The following is a 24,294-nucleotide window of genomic DNA, read 5'->3' as shown; positions in this document are numbered from 1 at the left end:
GCTTGGGGTTTGTTGCAAGGCGTTGCTGTGACACGGGTGGTACAGGCGCTGTGACAGTTTGTGCCATAAACGGTACAGGCCGTGACCGGCGAGTCGGTCCGGGATTGCATTGGCTGGGTGCCTGGGGGATGCTGGTGGCTCTCACGCAGGGAGAATAATAAGAACATGCACAACGATCATTTCAGTCGCCATGCCCAGCAAGTCCTTACTGTGGCGCGTGGGCGCGACCCGTCGAGCGACCCGTCCATCGCCCGCTCCTGGCTGCGCTGCCTGGAGGACTACCACCTCGATCCTGCCCAGACCATCGCCCCTACGGTGCTTGAGCACGGCCGCCTGCTGGAAAGCCGCGAGCGCCTGCAACAGGTGCTGCATATCGCCGGCAGCGAGATGAACAGCCTGCACCAGCAGCTGTCGGGCGCTGGCCACGCGGTGCTGCTGACCGATGCCCGTGGGGTGATCCTCAACTGTGTCACAGCACCGTCCGAGCGCAAGATTTTCGAACGCGCCGGGCTGTGGCTCGGTGCCGATTGGAGCGAAGCGTGCGAGGGCACCAATGGCATCGGCACCTGCCTGGTGGAGCGCCAGTCGTTGACCATTCATCGCGATGAACATTTTCGTGGGCGCCACACCGGGCTGACCTGTTCGGCGAGCCCGGTGTTCGACCCCCACGGCGACCTGTTGGCGGTGCTGGACGTGTCGTCGGCCCGGGAGGAGGTGTCGCGGCAGAGCCAGTTCCACACCATGGCGCTGGTTAACCTGTCGGCGAAGATGATCGAGAGTTGCTACTTCCTGCGTCACTTCGAAAACCATTGGCTGCTGCGCTTTCACCTGCAGGCCGAGTCGGTGGGCCTGTTCAGCGAAGGGTTGTTGGCGTTTGACGGCGAAGGGCGGATATGTGCCGTCAACCAGAGCGCACTCAACCTGCTGGGGCAGGTGCGTGGTGGGTTGCTGGGGCAACCGGTGGAGGCGTTGTTCGAGTGTTCCCTGGACCAACTGCTCGGTCGCGCCAGTGCCAATGCCACCGCCAGTTGGCCATTGCGCACGCGGGATGGTCGGCACTTGTTCGCGGCCTTGCGTGGTCAATCGCGCAGTGTACCTGCGCCCATCGCCAAGCCTGAACCCGTGCGCCTGGCCGGTATCTGCCTGGGCGACCCGGCGCTGCAGATTGACTTCCGTAAAGCGCTGCGGGTATTCGAGCGCGATGTGCCCTTGCTGATCAACGGCGAAACCGGCTCCGGCAAAGAGGCTTTCGCCAAGGCGGTGCATCACGCCAGCCAGCGTGCCGACAAGGCGTTCGTTGCCCTCAACTGCGCCGCCATCCCGGAAAGCCTGATCGAAAGCGAACTGTTCGGCTATCGCGGCGGCAGCTTTACCGGCGCGCGCAAGGACGGCATGCAGGGCAAGTTGCAACAGGCCGACGGCGGTACGCTGTTCCTCGATGAAATCGGCGATATGCCGTTGGCGCTGCAGACGCGCCTGTTAAGGGTGCTGGAGGACCGCATGGTGGTGCCCATCGGCGGTGAGCCCCAGGCGGTTGATGTCAGAATTATCAGCGCGACTCACCGGAATTTGCTGGAGCGCGTGCAGGACGGAAGTTTTCGGGAAGACCTGTATTACCGCCTCAACGGCCTGGAAGTCGTTTTGCCAGCGTTGCGTGAACGCAGCGATAAGCCTCAGTTGCTGGATTTCCTGCTGGCGCAGGAGGCGGGCGGCCAGAGCATAAGACTCGACCCGGCGGCGCGTTCGGCGCTGCTGTCCTACCCCTGGCCGGGCAACGTTCGGCAACTGCGCACGGTGTTGCGAACGCTGGCGGCGCTGTGTGACGACGGGCGGGTCGGCCTTGAGGATTTGCCAGCGTTGATTCGCCAGGCACGGCCGCAAGCAGTGGCCGAGGCCAGGCTTGCAGAGTCGCCCCTGGGCGACGCCGAGCGACTCGCCCTGCTCACGGCCCTGGAGCAACAACGCTGGCACATGACCCATACGGCGGAGCAGCTGGGTGTCAGCCGTAACACGCTGTATAGAAAGCTGCGCCGGCACGGTATTGCACGGGCTGCGCCATAGATCGGTCCTACAGCTAAAGAGTGCGATTTTCGCCCCCCTGCGCTAACCTGCCTCGATGTTTACGAGGTCGACTATGCACATTCATATTCTTGGTATCTGCGGCACCTTCATGGGTTCGATGGCGGTTCTGGCCAAAGAACTGGGCCATCACGTAACGGGCTCCGATGCCAATGTTTACCCACCCATGAGCACGCAACTCGAGGCCCAGGGCATTGAACTGACCCAGGGTTACGATCCGGCGCAATTCGACCCGGTACCGGACCTGGTGGTGATCGGCAATGCCATGTCCCGGGGCAATCCGGCAGTCGAATACGTCCTCAACAAAGGCTTGCCTTACGTGTCCGGCCCGCAATGGCTGGCCGACCATGTGCTGCAAGGTCGCTGGGTATTGGCCGTTGCCGGCACCCACGGCAAGACCACCACCAGCAGCATGCTCGCCTGGGTGCTGGAACACGCGGGCATGAGCCCGGGCTTCCTGATCGGCGGCGTGCCGCAGAACTTCTCGGTGTCGGCGCGCCTGGGCGATACGCCGTTCTTCGTGATCGAAGCCGACGAGTACGACAGTGCGTTCTTCGACAAGCGCTCCAAGTTCGTCCACTACCGTCCACGCACCGCGATCCTCAACAACCTTGAGTTCGATCACGCCGACATCTTCCCCGACCTGGCGGCGATCGAGCGGCAGTTCCACCATTTGGTGCGCACCATTGCGAGTGAAGGCCTGGTCATCCATCCGACCACCGAGCCGGCCTTGCAGCGCGTGATCCAGATGGGCTGCTGGACCCCGGTGCAAACCACCGGTGCGGGTGGGCAATGGCAGGTCAAGTTGCTCAGTGAAGACGGTTCCCGGTTTGAAGTGCTGTTTGAAGGCGAGGCCCAAGGCATCGTCGAGTGGGACATGACTGGCCAGCACAACGTCGCCAATGCCTTGGTCACCTTGGCGGCCGCGCGGCATGTGGGCGTGGTGCCGTCCATGGGCATTGCTGCGTTGAGCGCATTCAAGAGCGTGAAGCGCCGTATGGAAAAGGTCGCCGACGTGAATGGGATTACCATCTACGACGACTTTGCCCACCACCCAACGGCCATTGCCACCACCCTCGACGGCCTGCGCAAACGTGTTGGCGATGCCCCGATCATTGCGATTGTCGAGCCGCGCTCAAACTCCATGAAGCTCGGCGCACACCGCGACGGCCTGCCGGAAAGCGTTAACGATGCCGACCAGGTGGTGTGGTATGCCCCGGCCAATCTCGGCTGGGACCTGCCGGCGATTGCGGCGCAATGCACGGTGCCGTCGAAAGTCTGTGATTCCATCGAGGGCATCATTGAGTTCGTCAAGCACCAGGCCAAGCCTGGCACCCATGTGGTGGTGATGAGCAACGGCGGCTTCGGCGGCTTGCACGGCAAACTGGCCGAGGCCTTGAAATGAGTGGCCCGGAGCGCGTCACCCTGGCGATGACCGGCGCATCCGGCGCGCCCTATGGCTTGCGCCTGCTCGATTGCCTGGTGCGTGAAGACCGTGAGGTGCACTTTCTGATCTCCAAGGCCGCGCAGTTGGTGATGGCCACCGAGACTGATGTCGCGCTGCCAGCCAAGGTGCAGATGATGCAAGCCTTCCTCACCGAGTACACCGGTGCGGCGGCGGGACAGATCAAGGTCTACGGCAAGGAAGACTGGATGTCGCCGGTGGCTTCGGGCTCCGGTGCGCCGGCGGCAATGGTCGTGGTGCCGTGCTCCACGGGAACGTTGTCGGCGATTGCCACCGGCGCTTGCAATAACCTGATCGAGCGCGCCGCCGACGTGACGTTGAAGGAGCGCCGCCAGTTGATCCTGGTGCCGCGTGAGGCGCCGTACTCGAGCATTCATCTGGAGCACATGCTCAAGCTGTCGAACCTGGGGGTGACCATCCTGCCGGCGTCGCCCGGCTTCTATCACCAGCCGCAGACCATCGATGACCTGGTGGATTTCGTGGTGGCGCGCATTCTCAACCTGTTGAATATCCCCCAGGACATGCTGCCGCGTTGGGGCGAACACCATTTGAGCAGCGATGAATAAGGCGCTGTTGGTGATACTGGCGCTGCAATTGGCCGGCTGCGCCACCGCGCGTACCCTGGACGCCGCGCAGCCCGGCGCGCCGGTGGTGTATGCCGGCACGCGATTGGATTTGTATGCAATGAACGGAGGTTGCTGCGCCAAGGACCGGTTCGGTGCCGAGGCGCCCAGCTACCCCGGTGTCGACCTGCCGGCCAGCGCGTTGCTCGACACGCTTTTATTGCCGCTGTCAGTGTTGACGGTGCTCGGTGTGGGATTTAACGCCACGGGCGGGCTCTAGCCTGGATTTTAAAAGCACCACAAAACCAATGTGGGTGGGCAAGCCCCTCCCACATTCTGCTTTGTGTTCGGCTTTATTTACCGAGCTTGCGCAGTTCATCCGACTCCACCACCCGCACCCCGTCCTGCTCTTCCAGCGCCAGGCGCCACATGGCCCGGGCCAGTTCGCAGACTTCAATGCCGTGGTATTTCCCCGGAATCAACCGTGACAGCGGCCCGGCCAGTTGCTCGGCCAAACGGGGCTCCAGCCGTTCCCCCAGCAGCAACGAAGGCCGCACGATGGTCAGTTGCGGCCAGTCCTGGGCCTTGAGTGCCTGTTCCATTTCCCCTTTGACCCGGTTGTAGAACACCGAGGATTTCGGGTCGGCGCCAATCGCGCTGATCACGATCAGGTGCCGCGCGCCCATCTCCCGCGCGCGCTTGGCAAAGGCTACGACCATATCCAGGTCGACGGCACGAAAAGCTTCTTCCGAACCGGCTTTCTTGATGGTGGTACCCAGGCAGCAGAAGGCAATATCTACCTGGCCGCTCAGTTGCGTCAGGAACACCGCCGGGTCGCCCACCGGGTTTTCCAGGTGCGGATGCTCGGCCAGCGGCTTGCGGCTGGGTGCCAGCACACGGGTCACGGTAGGTTCGTTGAGCAGGCGGTCGAGCAGGTGTTCGCCGGTCAGGCCAGAGGCGCCAGCGAGCAGGATATGCTGAGGTGTCAGGTACATGGTGTTTCCCCCTTGTTACACGTTACAGCTTAGTTGCCTTTGGCTTCCTTGCTATTCATTGAGACGCTTTCCAGCGCCTTTCGTGCCTGCTGCTTGCGTAATAATTGCCAGTGGGCGATCACGCCTTTGGGGGCCCAGATCTGCGGTTCGGACGCTTCGAAGTTGTCTGCCTGTTCGCGTTCGCTCACATGCAGCTGCGCCAGCTTGAAGGCTTGCTGCAGATCGTCGGTCTGGTTGAAGGCTTGGGCGAAGAGGGCATCGCCGAAGTAGGTGAAGTCGGCCTCTTCGGAACAGCCGAAGGACACGCGGTCGGCGCGTGAGGCGGTCATGATCAGGGTGCGTTCGTCTTTGAGCGCCGGGATGAATCCACCGGAGTAGCAGGCTGAAATCACCACGATCTTGTCGCGGTTTTTCAGCGGCGCGAGCACGGCGGCCAGTTCATCGGCGGGCAGGTCGGCCAGTTCCATGCGAGGTTGGTCCAGCACCAGTTCGTGTTCGTGGGTGCCGTGGCTGGTCATGTAGATAAACACCAGGTCTTCCGGTCCGGTGCGCTCGGCCAGGGTTTGCACGGCCCGGCGCAGGCTTTCGCGGGTGGCCAGTGGTCGGTCAGCGATATGGTCGCGGTGGTTGACCAGGCGGATCTGCCCCCGTGCGCCGAAGCGAGTGGTGAGCATATTGCTGACGTAATCGGCTTCGCGCAGGAACACGCTTTGTTTGCCGTCGCCGGCCACGGCCAGGGTGTACAGCTCCACTGCGGGGGTGGACGCAGGTACGGCAGCGAGGGCGGCATCGAGCAAATGGCCCTGGGCCAGTACGCCGATCTCCAGTGGGTCGGGCAACAATGCGCCGTCAGCATCACGTACGCGCATGCCGTTGACCCAGGTACCGGCCTGCACGGTGCCGTCGGTGAGTACCAGGGTGCCGCGGCCTTGATAGTTGTCGCTGTCAAAGCCGCCGATATAGAAGCTGCCGTCGGTCAGGTTCAGGCGGCCTTCGCCGGTAAAGCGCCAGTCGCTGAACTGGCCGACGTAGTGGCTGCCATCCACGCCGATCAGTTCGCCCTTGCCGCTGAGTGCGCCTTCCTTGAACTGGCCGATCCACACGTCGCCATCGGCGTTTTCATAGCGGCCCTTGCCGTTGAGCTGGTTCTGCTTGAACTGGCCGACATAGATGTCGCCGTCGGCGCTGTTGAACGTACCGTTGCCCTCCAGCTGGCCGTCGACGAAGTGGCCGCTGAACTGGTTGCCGCTGTCGTCATTGCGCTGGCCTTCGCCGTTCGGCTTGCCGTGGGCGAACTGGCCCTGATACTGGCTGCCGTCGGCCAGTTCCAGGCGGCCAAGGCCGGAATACTGGTCGTCCTTGAATTCGCCGCGATAGGTCATCTGCCCTTCTTTGAGGGTGCCTTCGCCGTTGCGCCGACCGTTCTTGAATCCGCCCACATAGTGGCTGCCGGCCGTGGTGAGGCTGCCCTGGCCATCGAACAGGCCTTGCTGGAACTGGCCTTTATAGACTTCGCCGTTGCTGCCATGCCATTCGCCCTGGCCGTGCCACTGGCCTTTGTCGAACTGCCCGGCGTACCAACTGCCGTTGGGATAATCCACGCGGCCCTGGCCTTGCAGCAGACCATTGACCACATCGCCCCGGTAACGGCCGCCATCGGGCAGGCGCGCATCGGGCGGCAACAGCGATTCGCCGTCTCCGCAAGCGGTGAGCAACAGGGCAAGGGCAAGGGGAGCGAGTGGGCGCATAGCGGGATCCGGATAATTGAGCGCCGAGTATGCCGCAGCTGCGAGATTCATACATAAATTTACATACCCTGTGGCGAGTTTCAGTGGCTCGCCACAGGGATGGGCTTACACGAAGTACAGCGACAACGACTCGGCGACGTAAGCGGGTTTTTCCTGGCCATCGATTTCCAGGGTGGCGGTGGCCTTGAGCAGCCATTGGCCGGGCTTTTTCTCGGTGACGTCGGTGAGGGTCACGTTCAGGCGCACCTTGGAATTGACTTTCACCGGCTGGATAAAGCGCACGCTGTCCAGGCCATAGTTGACGGCCATCTTCAGGCCTTCGGGCACGATCAGGATGTCTTCCATCAGCTTGGGCATCAGCGACAGCGACAGGAAGCCGTGGGCGATGGTGCTGCCGAACGGGGTTTGTGCGGCCTTGACCGGATCGACGTGGATGAACTGATGATCGCCAGTGGCCTCGGCGAACAGGTTGATACGTGCCTGGTCGATGGTGAGCCATTCGGAACGTCCCAGTTCCTTGCCGACATAATCTTTGAGCTGCGCTACGGGTACATAGGGCATTGCGTCTCTCCTTGGTTCATCGGTGCTGTTGTTATGGGTTACAGAGAACCAATGTAGATCATCATGGCCAACCAGCCCGGTCAACCCACCATGCTTTTGGCGAATGCCGGAGCATAGGGCGGGCATGCTTATAATGCGGGCGGGTCTTGAGGGGGAAAAAACGGATGCTGTTACGCGGTCTGACATGGCTGGTGCTGTTTCAATTGATCGGCACGGCGATCAATCATTTGCTGGTGCCGGTACTGCCGGGGCCGATCATCGGCCTGCTGTTGATGCTCGGGTTCCTGATCTGGCGTGGCGAAGTCGGCGAGCCCCTGAGCCTGGCGGCCAGCAGCCTGCTGCGCTACTTGCCGTTGCTGCTGGTGCCGCCGGCGGTGGGGGTGATGGTGTATGCCAGGGATATTGCCGCCGATTTCTGGGCCATCGTCGGTGCACTGGTGTTGTCGTTGATGATCGCCATGGGCTTTGTCGGGCTGTTGATGGAACGCATGGTCAAGCGCAAGGAGCAGGATCAATGATCTTCGACTGGCACGGCGCATGGACGGCGGTGATTCATCACCCGCTGTTCGGTATCGGGATCACCCTGGGCGCCTATCAGCTGGTGCTGGCGGGTTTCGAGAAAACCCGCTGGATTTTCCTGCAGCCGGTGCTGGTCTCCATGCTGCTGGTGATCGGCGTGTTGCTCACGTGCGGCCTGAGCTATGCCGAGTACCGCAAGAGCACGGAGATCATGGGGATCCTGCTGGGCCCGGCGACGGTGGCCCTGGCGGTGCCGCTCTATCTGAACCTGCGGCGGATTCGGCAATTGTTCTGGCCGATTTTTACTACGCTGGTGATAGGCGGCGTGTTGGCCACCAGCCTGTGCGTGCTGCTGGGCTGGTGGTTCGGCGCTGAACACAGGATGTTGATGACCATGGCGCCGAAGTCGGTGACATCGCCGATTGCCATGCTGGTGGCCGAGCAGATCGGCGGCGTGGCGGCGTTGGCGGCGGTGTTTGTGCTGATTACCGGGGTGGTGGGCGCGATGGTTGGCCCGGCGTTACTCTCGCGTCTTGGGGTGCACAGCCCCGAGGCGCGCGGCATGGCCTTGGGCATGACCGCCCACGCCGTCGGCACCTCGGTGGCCCTGCAGGAAAGCGAAGAGTGTGGCGCCTTTGCGGCGCTGGCCATGAGTCTGATGGGCGTAGCCACAGCGGTATTCCTGCCGCTGGCCGTGTCAGTGATTGTTTAAACCGGGTTTAAGGAAGCCTTTATGAGTCTGGCGCTGTTCCCCCTCAATACCGTGCTGTTCCCTGGCTGCATCCTCGACCTGCAACTGTTCGAGGCGCGCTACCTGGACATGATCAGCCGCTGCATGAAAAAGGGCGAAAGCTTCGGCGTGGTGTGCATCCTCGATGGCAAGGAGGTGGGCATGGCTCCGGATGGCTATGCCTTGATCGGCTGTGAAGCGTTGATTCGCGACTTCAAGCAGCAGGACAACGGCCTGCTGGGGATTCGCGTCGAAGGCGGGCGGCGCTTCCGCGTGCGAGACGCCGGTGTGCAGAAGGACCAGTTGCTGGTGGCCGAGGTGCAATGGCTGGAAGAACTGCCGGACCAGGCGCTGGAAGAAGAGGATGCCGACCTGCTGGCCTTGCTCCAGGCCCTGGCCGAACACCCGATGGTCGCGTCGCTGGACATGGACACTCACGCCGATGGCCAGCGAGCCTTGGGCAATCAACTGGCTTATCTCTTGCCGTTCACTGAGGCCGACAAGATCGACCTGCTGCAACTCGACGACCCGCAGCAGCGGCTGGATGCGATCCAGATGCTGCTCGATGAGCTTCAGGGTGAGTTGTTTGCCTGAGCCTCGGATCTGTCCTGCGCGGTTTTCAGAGGTTTCCTCGTTGTTCCCTGTGCGTCGCCTGAAATAGTCACCGATCACACAACAATGATTGGGGGTGAACATGATTCGGCTAGCGCCATCGGAACAGGCAGCCTGGGACGTTTTTTTTGTCAGTATTGCCGTGCAGCTGCTGCCGCTGGATGCCAAGCGGGGCCCGGAATACATCGCTGAACGCGCCGCGGAAATCGCCGATGAGATGATGCTGGAGCGACGTGAGCGTTGTGTTGAACGCCGCGCCGCGCCAATCCATTGGCTCGGCCCGACCCAGGGTCAGTAGGCATACCTGAGCAGCGCGTGTGGGGTGCCGGTAAAGGCAATGAAGCCGAGCACCGCCACCACAGCGGGTAATACCAGCCACCAGGCCTTCTGCGGCATCGGCGGCAAAGGGCTGCGGTACTGGCAGACGGTGAGGCTGAATGCACACACGGTCATTGCCAGCAGCGTGCCAGCCAGGATGTCGGTGGGCCAATGGGCGCCAAGGTAGACCCGTGACAGCGCGATGAAGGCCGCAGGAATACAGCCCAGCAACATCCAGGTCAGGCGCAGGCGCGTGGGTTGTCCGCGACCGGCCAGCACCGACAACGCCAGGAAAAACGCAAACGCACCGGAGGCGTGGCCGCTGGGCATGCTGAAGCTGGTCAATGGGTCGGTGAGGATTTCCGGGCGGCCACGGGCGAAAAACAGTTTGGTCCCGGTATTGATCACCGCCGCCCCGGCCAGTGTTGCACCGACAAACACGGCATGACGCCATTGCCGCGCCAGTAGCAGCAGCGCGGTGAATACGGCGCTGGCGAAGAACATCTTCTTGAACTCACCCAGTTGGGTCACCATCACCATGGTGTGGTCCAGCCAGGGGCTGCGATGTTCCTGTACCAGCGCGCTCAGGCCCTGGTCAAAGTCATCCAGGTGCGGATAGCCGATAAACAGGGCGATCAACAACGCCAGGCTGGCACACCCTATCCATAGGGTCGCGCGACGATGGCCACGCAGGCTGGTGTTCAGGCTCAGTCCCAGCACGACCGCCAGGCACGCTGTGACAACCCCCGCCTCAGGCCAGAACCCCTCCGGCAATGGCAGGCGGAACGCGGCGCCGGTGGCCCAGCCCGGCAGCAGGTAGGCCAACGACCAACCGGCTGCCGCCAGAAGGCTGACCAGGGCGAAACGCGGGAACGGCATGTCGCACATTCCGGCCACCATCGGCAGCATCGGCCGCAATGGCCCGATGAAACGTCCCACCAGCAGACTGGCGATGCCGTATTTGTGGAAGTAGGTTTCCGCGCCATTCATCCATTCCGGATGGTGGCGCAGGCCGGGCAGGCGGCGGATATTCTGATGGAAGTGTCGGCCGAGGAAGTAGGAAATCCCGTCGCCCAGCAAGCCTCCCAGGAACCCCATCAGCAGGGTCTCACTCAGGGACAAGGCGCCGCTGCCAGCCAGTGCCGCAATGGCAAACAGCAGCACCGTGCCTGGCACGATCAGCCCGGCAATGGCCAGGCATTCCACGCACGCGACGATAAACACCGCCGCCGCCAGCCATTGCGGGTTGAGGGTCAGCCAGCCGGTAATGCCATCGAGCCATTGGCCCATAAATCGTTACTCCATCGCCACAGATTCAAATCAGGAAATAGTCGCGGCCTTCGACCTGGCCCCGGCGCAGCGGGTTCCGCGTGCAGTAGGGCGCATAGCCGGCATCGACGAAGCGGTACATCAAGTGCTCGTCACGGCCGCTGGGGATGCCCAGGCGGGTGGTCTGGATGATCTGTATCGGTGTCTGGCCGACGTCTTCGACAAAGAGCAATTCTTGATCAAAGCGCTTGGCATCCCACATCGGCACCTTCAGGCCCAGCGCCTTGCACAGCAACGTCTGGCCGGCACACAGCTTTTGCGACGCGCGCGGGCTGCCGTCGGCATTCGGGTTGTTCAGCAGCATCTGCGCCAGGCTGGCGGGCCCGGAGGTTTCATCGACCCAGGGATAGGCTGATTTGATCAGCACGGCATTGCCCGGCCCCTGCGCGCTGAAGTTCAGCGAATCGCCGCCACGGGCGTAGTACATATAGATATGTCCGCCATCCAGAAACAAAGCCTTACGCTTTTCTGTGTACCCGAGTGAGGCGTGGCTGCCTTTTTCGGCCACGTAATAGGCTTCGGTTTCAATAATTCGCGCCGAAAGCCAGCTATCGCCGACGCGATGGCGGATGACTTTTCCAAGCAAATCCCGCGCAAGTATTTGCGCGTCACGGTCGAAGAAGCTGTCGGGCAGCGCGCTGGCGGGGAGTTGGGGTGAAGAACTGGGCATGGTGGTCTGGGGTTAATACGGCTAAATGTGACGGAATAATAACAACTCCCACCTTAATTACGGCTGAACCCCAGGTTTTTACAGTTCATTTCGACCATCCGCCCCTCACCGCTGTCAGTCGGGCGGCGTCACAGCTATAATCTGCCGCTTTCCTCTTTGCCAAGACTCCCTGACCATGACTGAGTCCGTTCTTGACTACATGACCCGCCTGGGTCGCGCTGCCCGTCAGGCCTCGCGGTTGATCGCCCGTGCGAGCACTGCGCAGAAGAACCGTGCCCTGCTGGCCGCCGCCGATGCTCTGGACGCTTCGCGCTCCGAGCTGACTGCCGCCAACGAACTGGACCTGGCCAACGGCCGCGCCAATGGCCTTGAGCCCGCCTTGCTGGACCGCCTGGCGCTGACGCCGACACGTATCGACGACATGATCGAAGGGTTGCGTCAGGTGGCCAAGCTGCCTGACCCCATCGGTGAAATTCGCGATATGCGTTACCTGCCGTCCGGCATCCAGGTCGGCAAGATGCGCGTGCCCCTGGGCGTGATCGGCATCATCTATGAGTCGCGCCCGAACGTGACCATCGACGCCGCGAGCCTGTGCCTCAAGTCGGGCAACGCCACCATCCTGCGTGGCGGTTCCGAGGCGATCAATTCCAACCGCGCCATCGCCGCCTGCATCCAGCAGGGCCTGGCCGTGGCCGAGTTGCCGGCCGAAGTGGTGCAAGTGGTGGAAACCACCGACCGCGCCGCTGTCGGCGCGCTGATCACCATGCCGGAATTCATCGACGTGATCGTGCCGCGCGGTGGCAAGAGCCTGATCGAGCGCGTCAGCCGCGATGCCAAGGTGCCAGTGATCAAGCACCTGGACGGCGTGTGCCACGTGTATATCGACATCGCCGCCGACATCGACAAGGCGATCCGCATCGCCGACAACGCCAAGACCCACCGCTACGCGCCGTGCAACACCATGGAAACCCTGCTGGTGCACGTCGGCATTGCCGAGCGCGTGCTGCCGCCGCTGGCTGCCATCTACCGTGACAAGGGCGTGGAGCTGCGCGGTTGCGAACGCACCCGTGCGCTGTTGGGCGCGGACGTGATCGAAGCGACCGAGCAGGACTGGTACACCGAGTACACGGCGCCGATCCTGTCGATCCGCATCGTCGACGACCTGGACCAGGCCATCGAACACATCAACACGTACGGCTCCAAGCACACCGACGCCATTGTCTCCGAGCATTTCAGCGATGCCCGGCGTTTCCTCACCGAAGTGGACTCCGCTTCGGTGATGATCAACGCCTCGACGCGCTTTGCCGACGGCTTCGAGTACGGCCTGGGGGCGGAGATCGGCATCTCCACCGACAAGCTCCACGCACGCGGCCCGGTTGGCCTGGAAGGCCTGACCAGCGAGAAGTACGTGGTGTTCGGCGACGGTCACGTGCGCACTTGATGGCTAAACGCATCGGGCTGCTCGGCGGTACCTTCGACCCCGTGCACATCGGCCATTTGCGCAGTGCCCTGGAAGTCGCGGATGCCTTGGCGCTGGATGAGCTGCGCCTGATCCCTAATTTCCGGCCGCCTCATCGCGATACCCCGCAGGTGTCGCCGCAGCAGCGCCTGGAAATGGTGCGCCTGGCCGTAGAAGGCATACCGCCGCTGGTGGTGGACGATCGTGAGCTCAAGCGCGATAAACCGTCCTACACTGTCGACACCCTGGAGCTGATGCGCGCCGAGTTGGCCGCGGATGACCAGTTGTTTCTGCTTTTGGGCTGGGACGCATTTTGCGGCCTGCCCTCTTGGCATCGCTGGGAGGAACTCCTCCAGCACTGCCACATCCTGGTTTTGCAACGCCCGGATGCCGACAGCGAACCGCCGGATGCCTTGCGCAACCTGCTGGCCGCGCGGTCGGTAAGTGACCCCTTGGCCCTGACCGGGCCGAACGGGAATATTGCATTCGTCTGGCAGACCCCGCTCGCGGTGTCTGCCACCCAGATCCGTCAACTGCTGGCCAGCGGGAAGTCGGTACGTTTCCTGGTGCCTGACGCGGTCCTGGCCTACATCGATGCGCACGGGCTTTACCGTGCGTCGAACTGAAAAGGCGCGCTTGAACGCACGAACACTCGTGCAGCGAGCGCCCGAACATACGAGCAAAACGAGTTTTTTATGACGAACAAAGACGTAAGCAAAGTAAAACGCAAAGGCACGTTCAAAAGCGCCCCGCTGCCGGTTGAAGCCCACGTTGGCCCGGAACTGGCTGGCGAAGCGCTGGTGAAAGTCGCCGTTGCCGCCCTGGAAGACGTGAAGGCCCAGGACATCCAGGTCCTGGACGTACGCGACAAGCAGAGCATCACCGACTTCATGATCATCGCCACCGGTACCTCCAACCGCCAGATCGGCGCGATGCTGGACAAGGTTCGCGAAGCCGTCAAAGCCCAGGGCGTGAAGCCGCTGGGTGAAGAAGGCAAGGGCGACAGCGACTGGGTGCTGCTGGACATGGACGACGTGATCGTTCACATGATGACCAGCAATGCCCGTCAGTTCTACGACCTGGAGCGTCTGTGGAAAGGCGCCGAGCAGAGCCGTGCCGCCGATGGCAAGCACCACAGCCCGGAAGTGGGCCACGCGCACTTCGACAAGCTCAACAAAGACCAGGAATAAGGAACGGCTGTGCGCCTGCGTCTGATTGCTGTCGGTTCACGCATGCCCAAGTGGGTGGAAGAAGGCTGGCACGAGTATGCCAAGCGTCTGCCCGCCGAGCTGTCGCTGGAACTGGTGGAGATACCGCTCAACACCCGGGGCAAGAATGCCGACGTGGCGCGCTTTATCCGTCAGGAAGGCGAAGCGATGCTGGCCAAGGTCGGCCCCAACGAGCGCATCGTCACCCTCGAAGTGCACGGCAAACCCTGGAGCACCGAGCAATTGGCGGTGGAACTGGAGCGCTGGCGCCTGGACTCGCGCACCGTCAACTTCATGGTCGGCGGCCCCGAAGGGCTGGCGCCGGAAGTCTGCGCGCGGGCGGACCAGCGCTGGTCGCTGTCGGCGCTGACGCTGCCGCACCCGTTGGTAAGGATCCTGATCGGTGAACAGCTGTATCGCGCCTGGACAGTTCTGTCCGGGCACCCTTATCACAAATAATCTGCGCCCCTCCCGATGACCCAGCCGATCCGCATCAAGGACCACGAGAAAGACGCACGTCTGGTACGCGCGCGGGTGGTGTTTGGCGCGATCATGGTGGTGGCGCTGATCGGGGTGCTGATTGCGCGCCTGTATTTCCTGCAGGTGATCCAGTACGACTACCACTCCACGTTGTCGGAAAACAACCGCGTGCATGTGCAACCGATTCCGCCGACCCGTGGGCTGATCTTCGACCGCAATGGCGTGGTGGTGGCGGATAACCGGCCCAGTTTCAGCCTGAGCATGACCCGCGAGCGTTCCGGCGACTGGCAACAGGTCCTCGATGTCATCGTCGAGGTGCTGCAGTTGACCCCGGAAGACCGGGTGATCTTCGAGAAACGCATGAAACAGGGGCGCCGGCCGTTCGAACCGGTGCCGATCCTGTTCGAGCTGACCGAAGAGCAGATTGCGCGGATTGCGGTGAACCAGTTCCGCCTGCCGGGTGTGGAAGTGGTGGCGCAGTTGGTGCGCCACTATCCCCAAGGGCCGCACTTTGCTCACTCCGTCGGCTATATGGGGCGGATCAACGAGAAAGAGCTGAAAAGCCTCGATCCCGTCAATTACAGCGGCACCCACCATATCGGCAAGACCGGCATCGAGCGTTTCTACGAGCCCGAGCTGCACGGCCAGGTGGGTTACGAAGAAGTCGAGACCAACGCTCGCGGCCGCGTGCTGCGGGTGCTCAAGCGTACCGACCCGGTACCGGGCAAGGACATTGTGCTGAGCCTGGACATCAAGCTGCAGGAAGCGGCCGAGATGGCCCTCGGTGGCCGGCGTGGCGCGGTGGTGGCGCTGGACCCGAAGACCGGCGAAGTGCTGGCCATGGTCAGCCAGCCGAGCTTCGACCCCAACCTGTTCGTGACCGGGATCAGCTTCAAGGCCTACGCCGAGTTGCGCGACTCCATCGACCGGCCGCTGTTCAACCGTGTGTTGCGCGGCCTGTACCCGCCGGGTTCGACCATCAAGCCGGCGGTGGCGATTGCCGGTTTGGACGCGGGCGTGGTCACGGCTTCCAGCCGGGTATTCGACCCGGGCTACTACATGCTGCCGAACTACGACCACAAATACCGCAACTGGAACCGTACCGGTGACGGCTATGTCGATCTGGATACCGCGATCATGCGTTCCAACGACACCTATTTTTACGACCTGGCCCACAAGCTGGGGATCGACCGCTTGTCCGCCTACATGGGCAAGTTCGGCCTCGGTCAGAAAGTCTCCCTGGATATGTTCGAAGAATCCCCTGGCCTGATGCCATCGCGGGAGTGGAAGCGTGCGACCCGCCGCCAGGCATGGTTCCCGGGCGAAACCCTGATCCTCGGCATCGGCCAGGGCTATATGCAGGCCACGCCTTTGCAACTGGCCCAGGCCACGGCGCTGGTGGCCAACAAAGGCATCTGGAACCGCCCGCACCTGGCCCGGACCATCGAAGGCGAAAAGCCTGTGGATGAAAACCCGATCCCCGACATCGTACTGCGCGACCCGTCCGACTGGACCAAGGTCAACCACGGCATGCAGCAGGTGATGCACGGTGCACGCGGGACCGCGCGCAAGGCGGCGATCGGTGCGCAATACCGTATCGCCGGCAAGAGTGGTACCGCCCAGGTGGTGGCGATCAAGCAGGGCGAGAAGTACGACCGTTCCAAGGTCCAGGAGCGCCACCGCGACCACGCCTTGTTTGTGGGCTTTGCCCCGGCCGACGACCCGAAAATCGTGGTGGCGGTGATGGTCGAGAACGGCGAGTCCGGCTCCGGTGTGGCGGCGCCTGTGGTGCGCCAGGTGATGGACGCCTGGTTGCTGGCCGACGACGGCAGGCTCAAGCCCGAATATGGCGGCCCCCCTTCAACCCCCGAGGTTACGGCCAGTGAAGAGTAATTTTGACCGCATCCTCTCCAGCGAGGATGTGATGCGTCGCCGCGCGACTTTGTTGCAGCGCATGCACATTGACGGCCCGTTGCTGATCCTGCTGCTGACCCTGGCGGCCGGCAGCCTGTTCGTGCTGTATTCGGCCAGCGGCAAGAACTGGGACTTGCTGATCAAGCAGGCTTCGTCGTTTGGCCTGGGCCTGCTGTCCATGGTGGTGATCGCCCAGCTGGAGCCGCGTTTCATGGCGCGCTGGGTGCCGCTCGGTTATGTGGCCGGGGTGTTGCTGCTGGTGGTGGTGGACGTCATGGGCCATAACGCCATGGGCGCGACCCGCTGGATCAACATTCCGGGGGTGATTCGCTTCCAACCGTCGGAATTCATGAAGATCCTGATGCCGGCGACGATCGCCTGGTACCTGTCAAAGCGCACCTTGCCGCCGCAGCTCAAGCATGTGGGGATCAGCCTGATCCTGATCGGCATCCCCTTCGTGCTGATCGTGCGCCAGCCGGACCTCGGCACCTCGCTGCTGATCCTGGCCGGCGGTGCGTTCGTGCTGTTCATGGGCGGGTTGCGCTGGCGCTGGATCCTTAGCGTGCTGGCGGCGGCAGTGCCGGTGGCCGTGGCCATGTGGTTCTTCTTTATGCACGACTACCAGAAGCAGCGGATCCTGACGTTCCTCGATCCCGAAAGCGACCCGCTCGGCACCGGCTGGAACATTATCCAGTCGAAGGCGGCCATCGGTTCCGGCGGTGTATTTGGCAAGGGGTGGCTGCTCGGCACCCAGTCGCATTTGGACTTTCTGCCCGAGAGCCACACCGACTTCATTATTGCGGTGATGGGCGAAGAGTTCGGCCTGGTGGGCATTTGCGCGCTGTTGCTGATCTATTTGCTATTGATTGGTCGTGGCCTGGTGATTACCGCACAGGCGCAGACGCTGTTCGGCAAATTGCTCGCCGGCAGCCTGACCATGACTTTTTTTGTTTACGTTTTCGTCAACATCGGTATGGTCAGTGGCCTGCTGCCGGTGGTTGGGGTGCCTTTGCCGTTCATTAGCTACGGCGGAACTTCGCTGGTGACATTGCTGTCAGCGTTTGGGGTTTTGATGTCGATTCATACGCATCGCAAGTGGATCGCACAGGTTTGAATAAGGTGAAGATGTCAATGCAAGTAATGCGCGGCTGGGCGACTCGGCATGCGTCCTGGATGGGCCTGATCGGGCTGCTGGGGGCAACGCACGAGGCGCAGGCCGGTGACTACGATGGCTCACCCCAGGTCGCCGAATTCGTCGGTGAAATGACCCGCGACTACGGCTTCGCCGGTGAACAGCTGATGGGCGTGTTCCGCGAAGCCCAGCGCAAGCAGGCGATCCTCGACGCTATCTCTCGCCCCGCCGAGCGCGTGAAACAGTGGAAGGAATACCGTCCGATGTTCCTCACCGACGCCCGGGTGGCCCGGGGGGTGGACTTCTGGCGCCAGCACGAGGCCGTGTTGGCCCGCGCCGAGCAGGAATACGGCGTGCCGGCCCAGGTCATCGTTGCGATCATTGGCATTGAAACCTTCTACGGGCGCAATACCGGCAGTTACCGGGTCATCGACGCCTTGTCGACCCTGGGCTTCGATTACCCGCCGCGCGCCGACTTCTTCCGCAAGGAACTGCGTGAGTTCCTGCTGCTGGCCCGCGAAGAGCAGGTCGACCCGCTGACCCTCAAGGGCTCCTACGCCGGGGCGATGGGCTTGCCGCAGTTCATGCCGAGCAGCTTTCGCGCCTACGCGGTGGATTTTGATGGCGACGGTCATATCAATATCTGGAGCAACCCGGACGATGCCATCGGCAGTGTGGCCAGTTACTTCAAGCGCCATGGCTGGGTCGGTGGCGAGCCGGTGGTGATCCGTGCCGATGTCAGCGGGGAGCGTGCCGATGAAGGCCTGACCCAGGGCATCGAGCCGGCCAAGACCGTCGGGGAGTTGCGGGCGCTGGGCTGGTCGAGTCAGAATGCGCCACGCGACGATATGCCGGTGACGGCATTCCGCCTCGAAGGTGAAAACGGCCCTGAATACTGGATGGGCCTGAAGAATTTCTACGCAATCACGCGTTATAACCGCAGTGTGATGTACGCCATGGCCGTGCATCAGCTGTCAGACATGCTGGTCCAAGCACGGGGCAACAAGTAATGCGGGCATCGCCGTTCAATCAACCGCTCAAGCTGGTGGCGTTCGCCGCGTTGTCCCTGCTCGTCGTCAGTTGTTCCACCAGCCGTGGCCCGGTACCGAAGTCCGGCGGCACCGCGGTGCGTTCACAGCCAGGCCTGGACATCAACCGCGCACACAAAGATGGCGCCCCGTGGTGGGATGTCGACGTGTCGAAGATCCCGGATGCCACGCCGACCCTGCACACCGGCCCGTACAAGGCCAACCCCTATACCGTGCTGGGCAAGTCCTACTTCCCGTTGCAGGACTCCAAGACCTACGTGCAATCGGGCACGGCGTCCTGGTATGGCACCAAGTTCCACGGCCAGAACACCGCCAACGGCGAAGTCTATGACCTGTACGGCATGAGCGCGGCCCACAAGACCCTGCCGCTGCCCAGCTATGTCCGCGTGACCAACCTGGACAACAACCGCACGGTGATCCTGCGGGTCAACGACCGTGGGCCGTTCTATTCGGATCGCATCATCGACTTGTCCTACGCCGCCGCGAAAAAACTCGGCTATGCCGAAACCGGTACCGCGCGGGTCAAGGTCGAAGGCATCGATCCCGCGCAGTACTGGGCCCAGCGTGGCAAGCCCGCGCCGTTGATGCTCAACGAGCCGCAGAGTGCGCAGCCGCAAGTGACGGCATCCACCGGCAAGATCGAACAATGGACACCGCCACCGCAGCAGCACGCACCGGATACGGTGGTCGTGCCCCATGCGGCACCGGGCGCCGCGGTCGCGCGCGGGCAATACCTGCAAGTGGGCGCTTTCGCCAACCCGGATGCGGCAGAACTGTTAAGGTCCAAGCTCAGCAGCATGGTCAGCGCGCCGGTATTCATCAGCTCCATCGTGCGTAACCAGCAAACGTTGCACCGTGTGCGCATGGGCCCGATCGGTTCGCCGAGCGAGGTTGCGCAAGTGCAGAACAGCGTGCGCCTGGCCAACCTGGGGCAACCCAGCGTGGTCACTGCCGAATAATAAATTGATGGTTGAGGCTCGCATGCGGGCCTGGACCCTGGTTGTTGGCTCGTTGAACAATAAAACCCAGGGGCAAGGGGTGAGCGGGCAACCGAACACGTGACAGTCTGGTAGCGGGCTGTCTGAATAAGTTTTGCCCGCGAGGGCAAGTTTCCATAAGCAATTTCGAGAGACGGATGAACATCACCACCTTAGCCAAACGCACGTGCCTGCTTCTTTCGCTGATCATCACCCCGGCCGCCTGGGCGGTTGAAATGGTACCGGCTTCACCGCAACTGGCCGCCAAGTCCTGGGTCCTCATGGATGCCGCCAGTGGCAACGTGCTGGTCGAGAGCAACGGTGACCAGCGCCTGCCACCGGCCAGCCTGACCAAGCTGATGACCGCCTACATCGCGACCCTGGAAATCCGTCGCGGCCAGATCGGCGAAAACGACCCGGTGACCGTCAGCGAAAACGCCTGGCGTACCGGCGGTTCGCGGATGTTCATCAAGGTGGGCTCGCAAGTCACTGTGAGCGACCTGCTGCATGGCATCATCATCCAGTCCGGTAACGACGCCAGCGTCGCCCTGGCCGAGCACATCGCCGGCAGCGAAGACGCATTCGCCGACATGATGAACAAAACCGTGGCCGACCTGGGCATGACCAACAGCCACTTCATGAACCCGACCGGCCTGCCAAACCCTGAGCACTACTCGTCGGCTCACGACATGGCGATCCTGGCGCGCGCGATCATTCGTGTCGACCCGGTGCACTACGCGATCTACTCCCAGAAGGAATTCTTCTGGAACAACATCAAGCAGCCTAACCGCAACCTGCTGCTGTGGCGCGACAAGACTGTCGATGGCCTGAAGACTGGCCACACCGACGAAGCCGGCTACTGCATGGTGTCGTCCGCGGTACGTGATGGCCAGCGCCTGATCGCGGTGGTCTTCGGCACCAACAGCGAGCAGGCCCGTGCGGCCGAGACGCAAAAACTGCTGACCTACGGTTTCCGCTTCTTCGAAACCCAGACCTTCTACCAGAAGGGTGCTGAACTGGCGACCGCGCCGGTATGGAAAGGCGCGACCTCGCAAGTCAAGGCCGGCCTGGCTGAAGACCTGACCCTGACCATGCCTAAAGGCCAGCTGAAAAAGCTCGCCGCCAGCATGACCATGAACCCGCAATTGGTTGCGCCAATCGCCAAGGGCGACGTGATCGGTAAAGTCGAAGTGAAGCTGGACGACAAGGTGGTGCACAGCGCCGACCTGATCGCGCTGGACGCCGTCGACGAAGGTGGTATCTTCCGCCGCGTGTGGGATAGCATCCGTCTATTCTTCTACGGCTTGTTCAACTGATTGTGTGCACCTGCAAAGCCCCGCGTTGATCCGACGCGGGGCTTTGCCGTCGCCACGGCTTACCGCTTACGAGGCCGTTCTGCCATGACCGATAAAGAAGTAAAGGCGCCAAAGATCGAATTCCCGGTGACGGATTATCCCGTCAAGGTGATCAGCGATACCGGTGTAGGCAACAAAGACAGAATCCTGGATATCGTGCGTAAACACGCGACGATCAATGACAACCGGGTGGACGAGCGTTCGAGCACCAACGGTAAGTACACCACGATCCAGTTGCACATCGTTGCGACCGGTCAAGACCAGCTCTACGACATCAATAGCGAACTGCGGGCCACCGGCTTCGTGCACATGGTGCTGTGATGTCACAGGTCCTGGGCTTTCGCGAGCTCGGCCGGATGGACTACGAGCCCGTCTGGCACGCCATGCAGCGGTTCACGAATGAACGCGGCACTTCGGCGCCCGACGAAATCTGGTTGGTGGAACATCCACCGGTGTTCACCCAGGGCCAGGCCGGCAAGGCCGAACATCTGCTGCTGCCGGGGGATATTCCGGTGGTGCAGGTCGACCGAGGTGGCCAAGTGACTTACCATGGGCCCGGTCAACTGGTGGCGTACCTGCTGCTGGACGTGCGCAAGCTGGGTTTTGGCGTGCGCGACCTGGTGAGCCGCATGGAGGCTTGCCTGATCGAGCTGTTGGCCAGTTATGGCGTGAGCGCCGCGGCCAAGCCCGATGCACCCGGTGTGTATGTGGACGGCGCGAAAATCGCCTCCCTCGGTTTGCGCATTCGCCACGGTTGTTCCTTTCATGGCCTGGCCCTGAACGTGGACATGGACCTGGCACCGTTCCGGCGCATCAACCCGTGTGGTTATGCCGGGCTGGCGATGACCCAACTGAGCGACCACGCCACACCGATTAAATTTGCCGAGGTAAGTGCCCGGCTGCGTGCGCAGCTCGTCAAACACCTCGACTATGCTGAGCAGACGACCCTCACGGGCGGAATCGACTGATTATGACTACTGATGCAGTGCAAACCATGATCCCGACGCTGGACATCACCGAGCGTCCGGCCCCGGCCCCGCGTGCCAAGGTGGAAGCCGGCGTCAAGCTGCGCGGCGCCGAGAAGGTTGCACGCATCCCGGTCAAGATCATCCCGACCACCGAGTTGCCGAAAAAGCCTGACTGGATCCGCGTGCGCATCCCGGTTTCGCCGGAAGTCGACCGTATCAAGGCCCTGCTGCGCAAGCACAAGCTGCACAGTGTGTGCGAAGAAGCGTCCTGCCCGAACCTGGGCGAATGCTTCTCCGGCGGCACCGCCACCTTCATGATCATGGGTGACATCTGCACCCGTCGTTGCCCGTTCTGCGACGTCGGCCATGGCCGGCCGAAGCCACTGGACGTCAACGAACCGGAAAGCCTGGCCATCGCCATTGCCGACCTGAAACTCAAATACGTGGTCATCACCTCGGTTGACCGTGACGACCTGCGCGACGGCGGTGCCCAGCACTTTGCCGACTGCATCCGCGAAATCCGCAAACTGTCGCCGAACGTGATGCTCGAGACCCTGGTGCCGGACTACCGTGGCCGCATGGACGTCGCGCTGGAAATCACCGCTGCCGAGCCGCCGGATGTGTTCAACCACAACCTGGAAACCGTGCCTCGCCTGTACAAGGCCGCGCGTCCAGGTTCGGACTATCAGTGGTCGCTGACCCTGCTGCAGAAATTCAAGCAGATGATGCCGCACATCCCGACCAAATCCGGCTTGATGCTTGGCCTGGGCGAGACCGATGAAGAAGTCATCGAAGTCATGAAGCGCATGCGCGAACACGACATCGACATGCTGACCCTGGGCCAATACCTGCAACCGTCGCGCAGCCACTTGCCGGTGCAGCGTTTCGTGCACCCGGACACCTTCGCCTGGTTCGCCGAGGAAGGTTACAAGATGGGCTTCAAGAACGTCGCCTCGGGCCCGCTGGTACGCTCTTCGTACCACGCCGACGAACAGGCCAAGCTGGTCAAGGCTAGCCTGGTTTCCTGATCGGGGTTCAGACCCGGTGTGGGAGCGGGCTTATGTGGGAGGGGGCTTGCCCCCGATTGCGGTATGTCAGTCGCTACATGTGCTGGCTGATCCACCGCTATCGGGGGCAAGCCCCCTCCCACATTGGTTTCAGCGTTAGATAGGGAGATTCTCAGATGACCGCCGCCGTTCCAGCCCTTCGTTCTGAAGGCACCATCGCCCTGATCGCCCCCGCCGGCCCCGCCGTGCTGGACGTTGAAAAGGCTGGCCAATGGATGCGTACGCGCGGCTACGATCTGCGGATTTCCCCCGGTGTCTATGAACGCGACGGCTACCTCGCCGGCAGCGATGCCGTGCGCCTGCGTGACCTGCATGCCGCCTTCGCCGATCCGCACATCGACGCTATCTTCTGTCTGCGCGGTGGTTACGGCACACCGCGGCTGCTCGACGCGCTGGACTTTGACCTGCTGCGTGCCAATCCCAAGCCGTTCGTCGGCTATAGCGACATCAGCGCCCTGCACCTGGCGATCAACCGTTACGCCGGTTTCGTGACCTTCCACGGCCCGATGCTCAATGCCGACCTGCTCGGCGACAAGCAACAACCTACCGAGTCGTCATTGTTCAGCCTTCTGCGCGGCCAGTTGGGCGCTGGCAGTGTGCTTGCGCACCCGGTAGCGTACCCGCTGACCACGATCGAGCCTGGCATTGCCTGTGGGCGCTTGCTGGGGGGTAACCTGTCGATGATTGCGGCGGTCATGGGCACGCCTTACGAAATCGACGCTGAAGGCATCATCCTGTTTATCGAAGACGTCAACGAACCGATCTACCGCATCGACCGCCTGTTGACCCATCTGCGTCTGGCGGGCAAGTTGGCCCAGGTCGCCGGTGTACTGGTCGGGGATGTGGCGGGTGTGGATAACGTGGCGCTGGAGCGCTTGCTGACGCAGACGTTCGAGCCATTGCGCATACCGGTGCTGGCCGGCTGGCGCAGCGGGCATTGCGATCCGAACCTGACGCTGCCCATGGGCGCCTTGGTACGGCTGGATGCGGGGGAGCAGCGGGTGGTGTTGGAGCAGGAAGTGGTCTTCAGGTCTTGAATCTGCTGGCGTTTGCTAAACCGCAATCGGGGGCTTGCCCCCGATTGCGGTAGTCGCCA

Annotated in this window: 26 protein-coding genes; 21 read left to right on the top strand and 5 right to left on the bottom strand. The window is 62.4% G+C overall.

Going from position 1 to position 24,294, the window contains the following annotated elements:
* Positions 1-165 precede the first annotated feature (165 nt).
* The 4 genes from Q8X51_RS13490 to Q8X51_RS13475 all read left to right on the top strand — a co-directional run bounded on the left by Q8X51_RS13490 (position 166) and on the right by Q8X51_RS13475 (position 4,387).
* On the top strand, positions 166-2,061 hold the full coding sequence (locus Q8X51_RS13490; RefSeq protein ID WP_065946576.1) for a sigma-54-dependent Fis family transcriptional regulator: 1,896 nt from the start codon (positions 166-168) through the stop codon (positions 2,059-2,061).
* A gap of 73 nt (positions 2,062-2,134) precedes the next feature.
* Complete coding sequence (mpl, locus tag Q8X51_RS13485; protein ID WP_323145653.1) at positions 2,135-3,484, top strand: UDP-N-acetylmuramate:L-alanyl-gamma-D-glutamyl-meso-diaminopimelate ligase; 1,350 nt, start codon at positions 2,135-2,137, stop codon at positions 3,482-3,484.
* Positions 3,481-4,110 carry a flavin prenyltransferase UbiX gene (gene ubiX / locus Q8X51_RS13480; protein WP_027605222.1) on the top strand — a complete coding sequence of 210 codons (630 nt, stop codon included), beginning with the start codon at positions 3,481-3,483 and terminating at the stop codon, positions 4,108-4,110. Before mpl ends, ubiX begins: the two co-directional genes overlap by 4 nt.
* Positions 4,103-4,387 carry a YceK/YidQ family lipoprotein gene (locus Q8X51_RS13475; RefSeq protein ID WP_027605223.1) on the top strand — a complete coding sequence of 95 codons (285 nt, stop codon included), beginning with the start codon at positions 4,103-4,105 and terminating at the stop codon, positions 4,385-4,387. The genes ubiX and Q8X51_RS13475 overlap by 8 nt, the downstream gene beginning before the upstream one ends.
* Before the next feature lie 73 nt (positions 4,388-4,460).
* Here Q8X51_RS13475 and Q8X51_RS13470 read toward each other — a convergent pair whose 3' ends face one another.
* From Q8X51_RS13470 to Q8X51_RS13460, 3 genes are all read right to left on the bottom strand, one after another.
* Complete coding sequence (locus tag Q8X51_RS13470; RefSeq protein ID WP_407693837.1) at positions 4,461-5,102, bottom strand: oxidoreductase; 642 nt, start codon at positions 5,100-5,102, stop codon at positions 4,461-4,463.
* Between the two features lie 29 nt (positions 5,103-5,131).
* A complete protein-coding gene (locus tag Q8X51_RS13465; protein WP_065924886.1) occupies positions 5,132-6,850 on the bottom strand; it encodes a C13 family peptidase in 1,719 nt (572 codons plus the stop codon).
* A 105-nt stretch (positions 6,851-6,955) separates the two neighbouring features.
* Positions 6,956-7,411 (bottom strand): MaoC family dehydratase, encoded by a 456-nt coding sequence (locus Q8X51_RS13460; protein ID WP_027605226.1) that lies wholly within the window; start codon positions 7,409-7,411, stop codon positions 6,956-6,958.
* Positions 7,412-7,575: 164 nt separating this feature from the next.
* Here Q8X51_RS13460 and Q8X51_RS13455 point away from each other — a divergent pair, with 164 nt between their 5' ends.
* The 4 genes from Q8X51_RS13455 (at position 7,576) to Q8X51_RS13440 (ending at position 9,570) form a co-directional block, all read left to right on the top strand.
* Positions 7,576-7,929 (top strand): CidA/LrgA family protein, encoded by a 354-nt coding sequence (locus Q8X51_RS13455; RefSeq protein WP_407693836.1) that lies wholly within the window; start codon positions 7,576-7,578, stop codon positions 7,927-7,929.
* A complete protein-coding gene (locus Q8X51_RS13450) occupies positions 7,926-8,642 on the top strand; it encodes an LrgB family protein (RefSeq protein ID WP_065924884.1) in 717 nt (238 codons plus the stop codon). Before Q8X51_RS13455 ends, Q8X51_RS13450 begins: the two co-directional genes overlap by 4 nt.
* 21 nt (positions 8,643-8,663) lie before the next feature.
* Complete coding sequence (locus Q8X51_RS13445; RefSeq protein ID WP_065924883.1) at positions 8,664-9,254, top strand: LON peptidase substrate-binding domain-containing protein; 591 nt, start codon at positions 8,664-8,666, stop codon at positions 9,252-9,254.
* Positions 9,255-9,354: 100 nt separating this feature from the next.
* Positions 9,355-9,570, top strand: coding sequence for a hypothetical protein (locus Q8X51_RS13440; protein WP_074847728.1), 216 nt, complete (start codon positions 9,355-9,357; stop codon positions 9,568-9,570).
* On the opposite strand, the gene Q8X51_RS13435 is transcribed toward Q8X51_RS13440, so the two are convergent.
* Both Q8X51_RS13435 and Q8X51_RS13430 read right to left on the bottom strand, forming a co-directional pair.
* Positions 9,564-10,880, bottom strand: a complete 1,317-nt coding sequence (locus Q8X51_RS13435; protein ID WP_065924881.1) for a bifunctional DedA family/phosphatase PAP2 family protein — start codon at positions 10,878-10,880, stop codon at positions 9,564-9,566. The genes Q8X51_RS13440 and Q8X51_RS13435 overlap by 7 nt on opposite strands.
* 25 nt (positions 10,881-10,905) lie before the next feature.
* Positions 10,906-11,589, bottom strand: coding sequence for a DNA-3-methyladenine glycosylase (locus Q8X51_RS13430; protein ID WP_065946574.1), 684 nt, complete (start codon positions 11,587-11,589; stop codon positions 10,906-10,908).
* 175 nt (positions 11,590-11,764) lie between these two features.
* Here Q8X51_RS13430 and Q8X51_RS13425 point away from each other — a divergent pair, with 175 nt between their 5' ends.
* The 13 genes from Q8X51_RS13425 (at position 11,765) to Q8X51_RS13365 (ending at position 24,235) form a co-directional block, all read left to right on the top strand.
* On the top strand, positions 11,765-13,030 hold the full coding sequence (locus Q8X51_RS13425; protein ID WP_065924879.1) for a glutamate-5-semialdehyde dehydrogenase: 1,266 nt from the start codon (positions 11,765-11,767) through the stop codon (positions 13,028-13,030).
* A complete protein-coding gene (nadD, locus tag Q8X51_RS13420; protein ID WP_065910068.1) occupies positions 13,030-13,674 on the top strand; it encodes a nicotinate-nucleotide adenylyltransferase in 645 nt (214 codons plus the stop codon). Before Q8X51_RS13425 ends, nadD begins: the two co-directional genes overlap by 1 nt.
* Positions 13,675-13,743: 69 nt before the next feature.
* Entirely contained in the window at positions 13,744-14,238 is a 495-nt protein-coding gene (gene rsfS / locus Q8X51_RS13415) for a ribosome silencing factor (protein WP_065924878.1), read from the top strand.
* 9 nt (positions 14,239-14,247) lie between these two features.
* Positions 14,248-14,715, top strand: a complete 468-nt coding sequence (gene rlmH / locus Q8X51_RS13410; RefSeq protein WP_065946573.1) for a 23S rRNA (pseudouridine(1915)-N(3))-methyltransferase RlmH — start codon at positions 14,248-14,250, stop codon at positions 14,713-14,715.
* A gap of 15 nt (positions 14,716-14,730) precedes the next feature.
* Positions 14,731-16,629: a penicillin-binding protein 2 gene (mrdA, locus tag Q8X51_RS13405; protein ID WP_027605235.1), complete on the top strand. Its 1,899-nt coding sequence runs from the start codon at positions 14,731-14,733 to the stop codon at positions 16,627-16,629.
* 31 nt (positions 16,630-16,660) lie between these two features.
* On the top strand, positions 16,661-17,764 hold the full coding sequence (gene rodA / locus Q8X51_RS13400; RefSeq protein ID WP_051429342.1) for a rod shape-determining protein RodA: 1,104 nt from the start codon (positions 16,661-16,663) through the stop codon (positions 17,762-17,764).
* A 17-nt stretch (positions 17,765-17,781) separates the two neighbouring features.
* On the top strand, positions 17,782-18,792 hold the full coding sequence (gene mltB, locus Q8X51_RS13395; RefSeq protein ID WP_027605237.1) for a lytic murein transglycosylase B: 1,011 nt from the start codon (positions 17,782-17,784) through the stop codon (positions 18,790-18,792).
* Complete coding sequence (locus Q8X51_RS13390) at positions 18,792-19,790, top strand: septal ring lytic transglycosylase RlpA family protein (RefSeq protein ID WP_407693835.1); 999 nt, start codon at positions 18,792-18,794, stop codon at positions 19,788-19,790. Before mltB ends, Q8X51_RS13390 begins: the two co-directional genes overlap by 1 nt.
* A gap of 176 nt (positions 19,791-19,966) precedes the next feature.
* Positions 19,967-21,124, top strand: a complete 1,158-nt coding sequence (locus tag Q8X51_RS13385; protein ID WP_027605239.1) for a D-alanyl-D-alanine carboxypeptidase family protein — start codon at positions 19,967-19,969, stop codon at positions 21,122-21,124.
* Positions 21,125-21,208: 84 nt separating this feature from the next.
* A complete protein-coding gene (locus Q8X51_RS13380) occupies positions 21,209-21,484 on the top strand; it encodes a DUF493 domain-containing protein (protein WP_027605240.1) in 276 nt (91 codons plus the stop codon).
* Complete coding sequence (gene lipB, locus Q8X51_RS13375) at positions 21,484-22,131, top strand: lipoyl(octanoyl) transferase LipB (protein WP_027605241.1); 648 nt, start codon at positions 21,484-21,486, stop codon at positions 22,129-22,131. The genes Q8X51_RS13380 and lipB overlap by 1 nt, the downstream gene beginning before the upstream one ends.
* A gap of 26 nt (positions 22,132-22,157) precedes the next feature.
* Complete coding sequence (lipA, locus tag Q8X51_RS13370) at positions 22,158-23,159, top strand: lipoyl synthase (protein WP_057444888.1); 1,002 nt, start codon at positions 22,158-22,160, stop codon at positions 23,157-23,159.
* Positions 23,160-23,314: 155 nt separating this feature from the next.
* Positions 23,315-24,235, top strand: coding sequence for a S66 peptidase family protein (locus tag Q8X51_RS13365; protein WP_065924877.1), 921 nt, complete (start codon positions 23,315-23,317; stop codon positions 24,233-24,235).
* The last annotated feature ends 59 nt before the right edge of the window (positions 24,236-24,294 follow it).

This window comes from Pseudomonas sp. Yb2C2 (genome assembly GCF_052112325.1).
In the GTDB taxonomy this organism is placed as follows: Bacteria; Pseudomonadota; Gammaproteobacteria; order Pseudomonadales; family Pseudomonadaceae; genus Aquipseudomonas; species Aquipseudomonas marginalis.
Note: the sequence above shows the minus strand (reverse complement) of the source record. Positions and strands in the feature narration are given on the sequence as shown.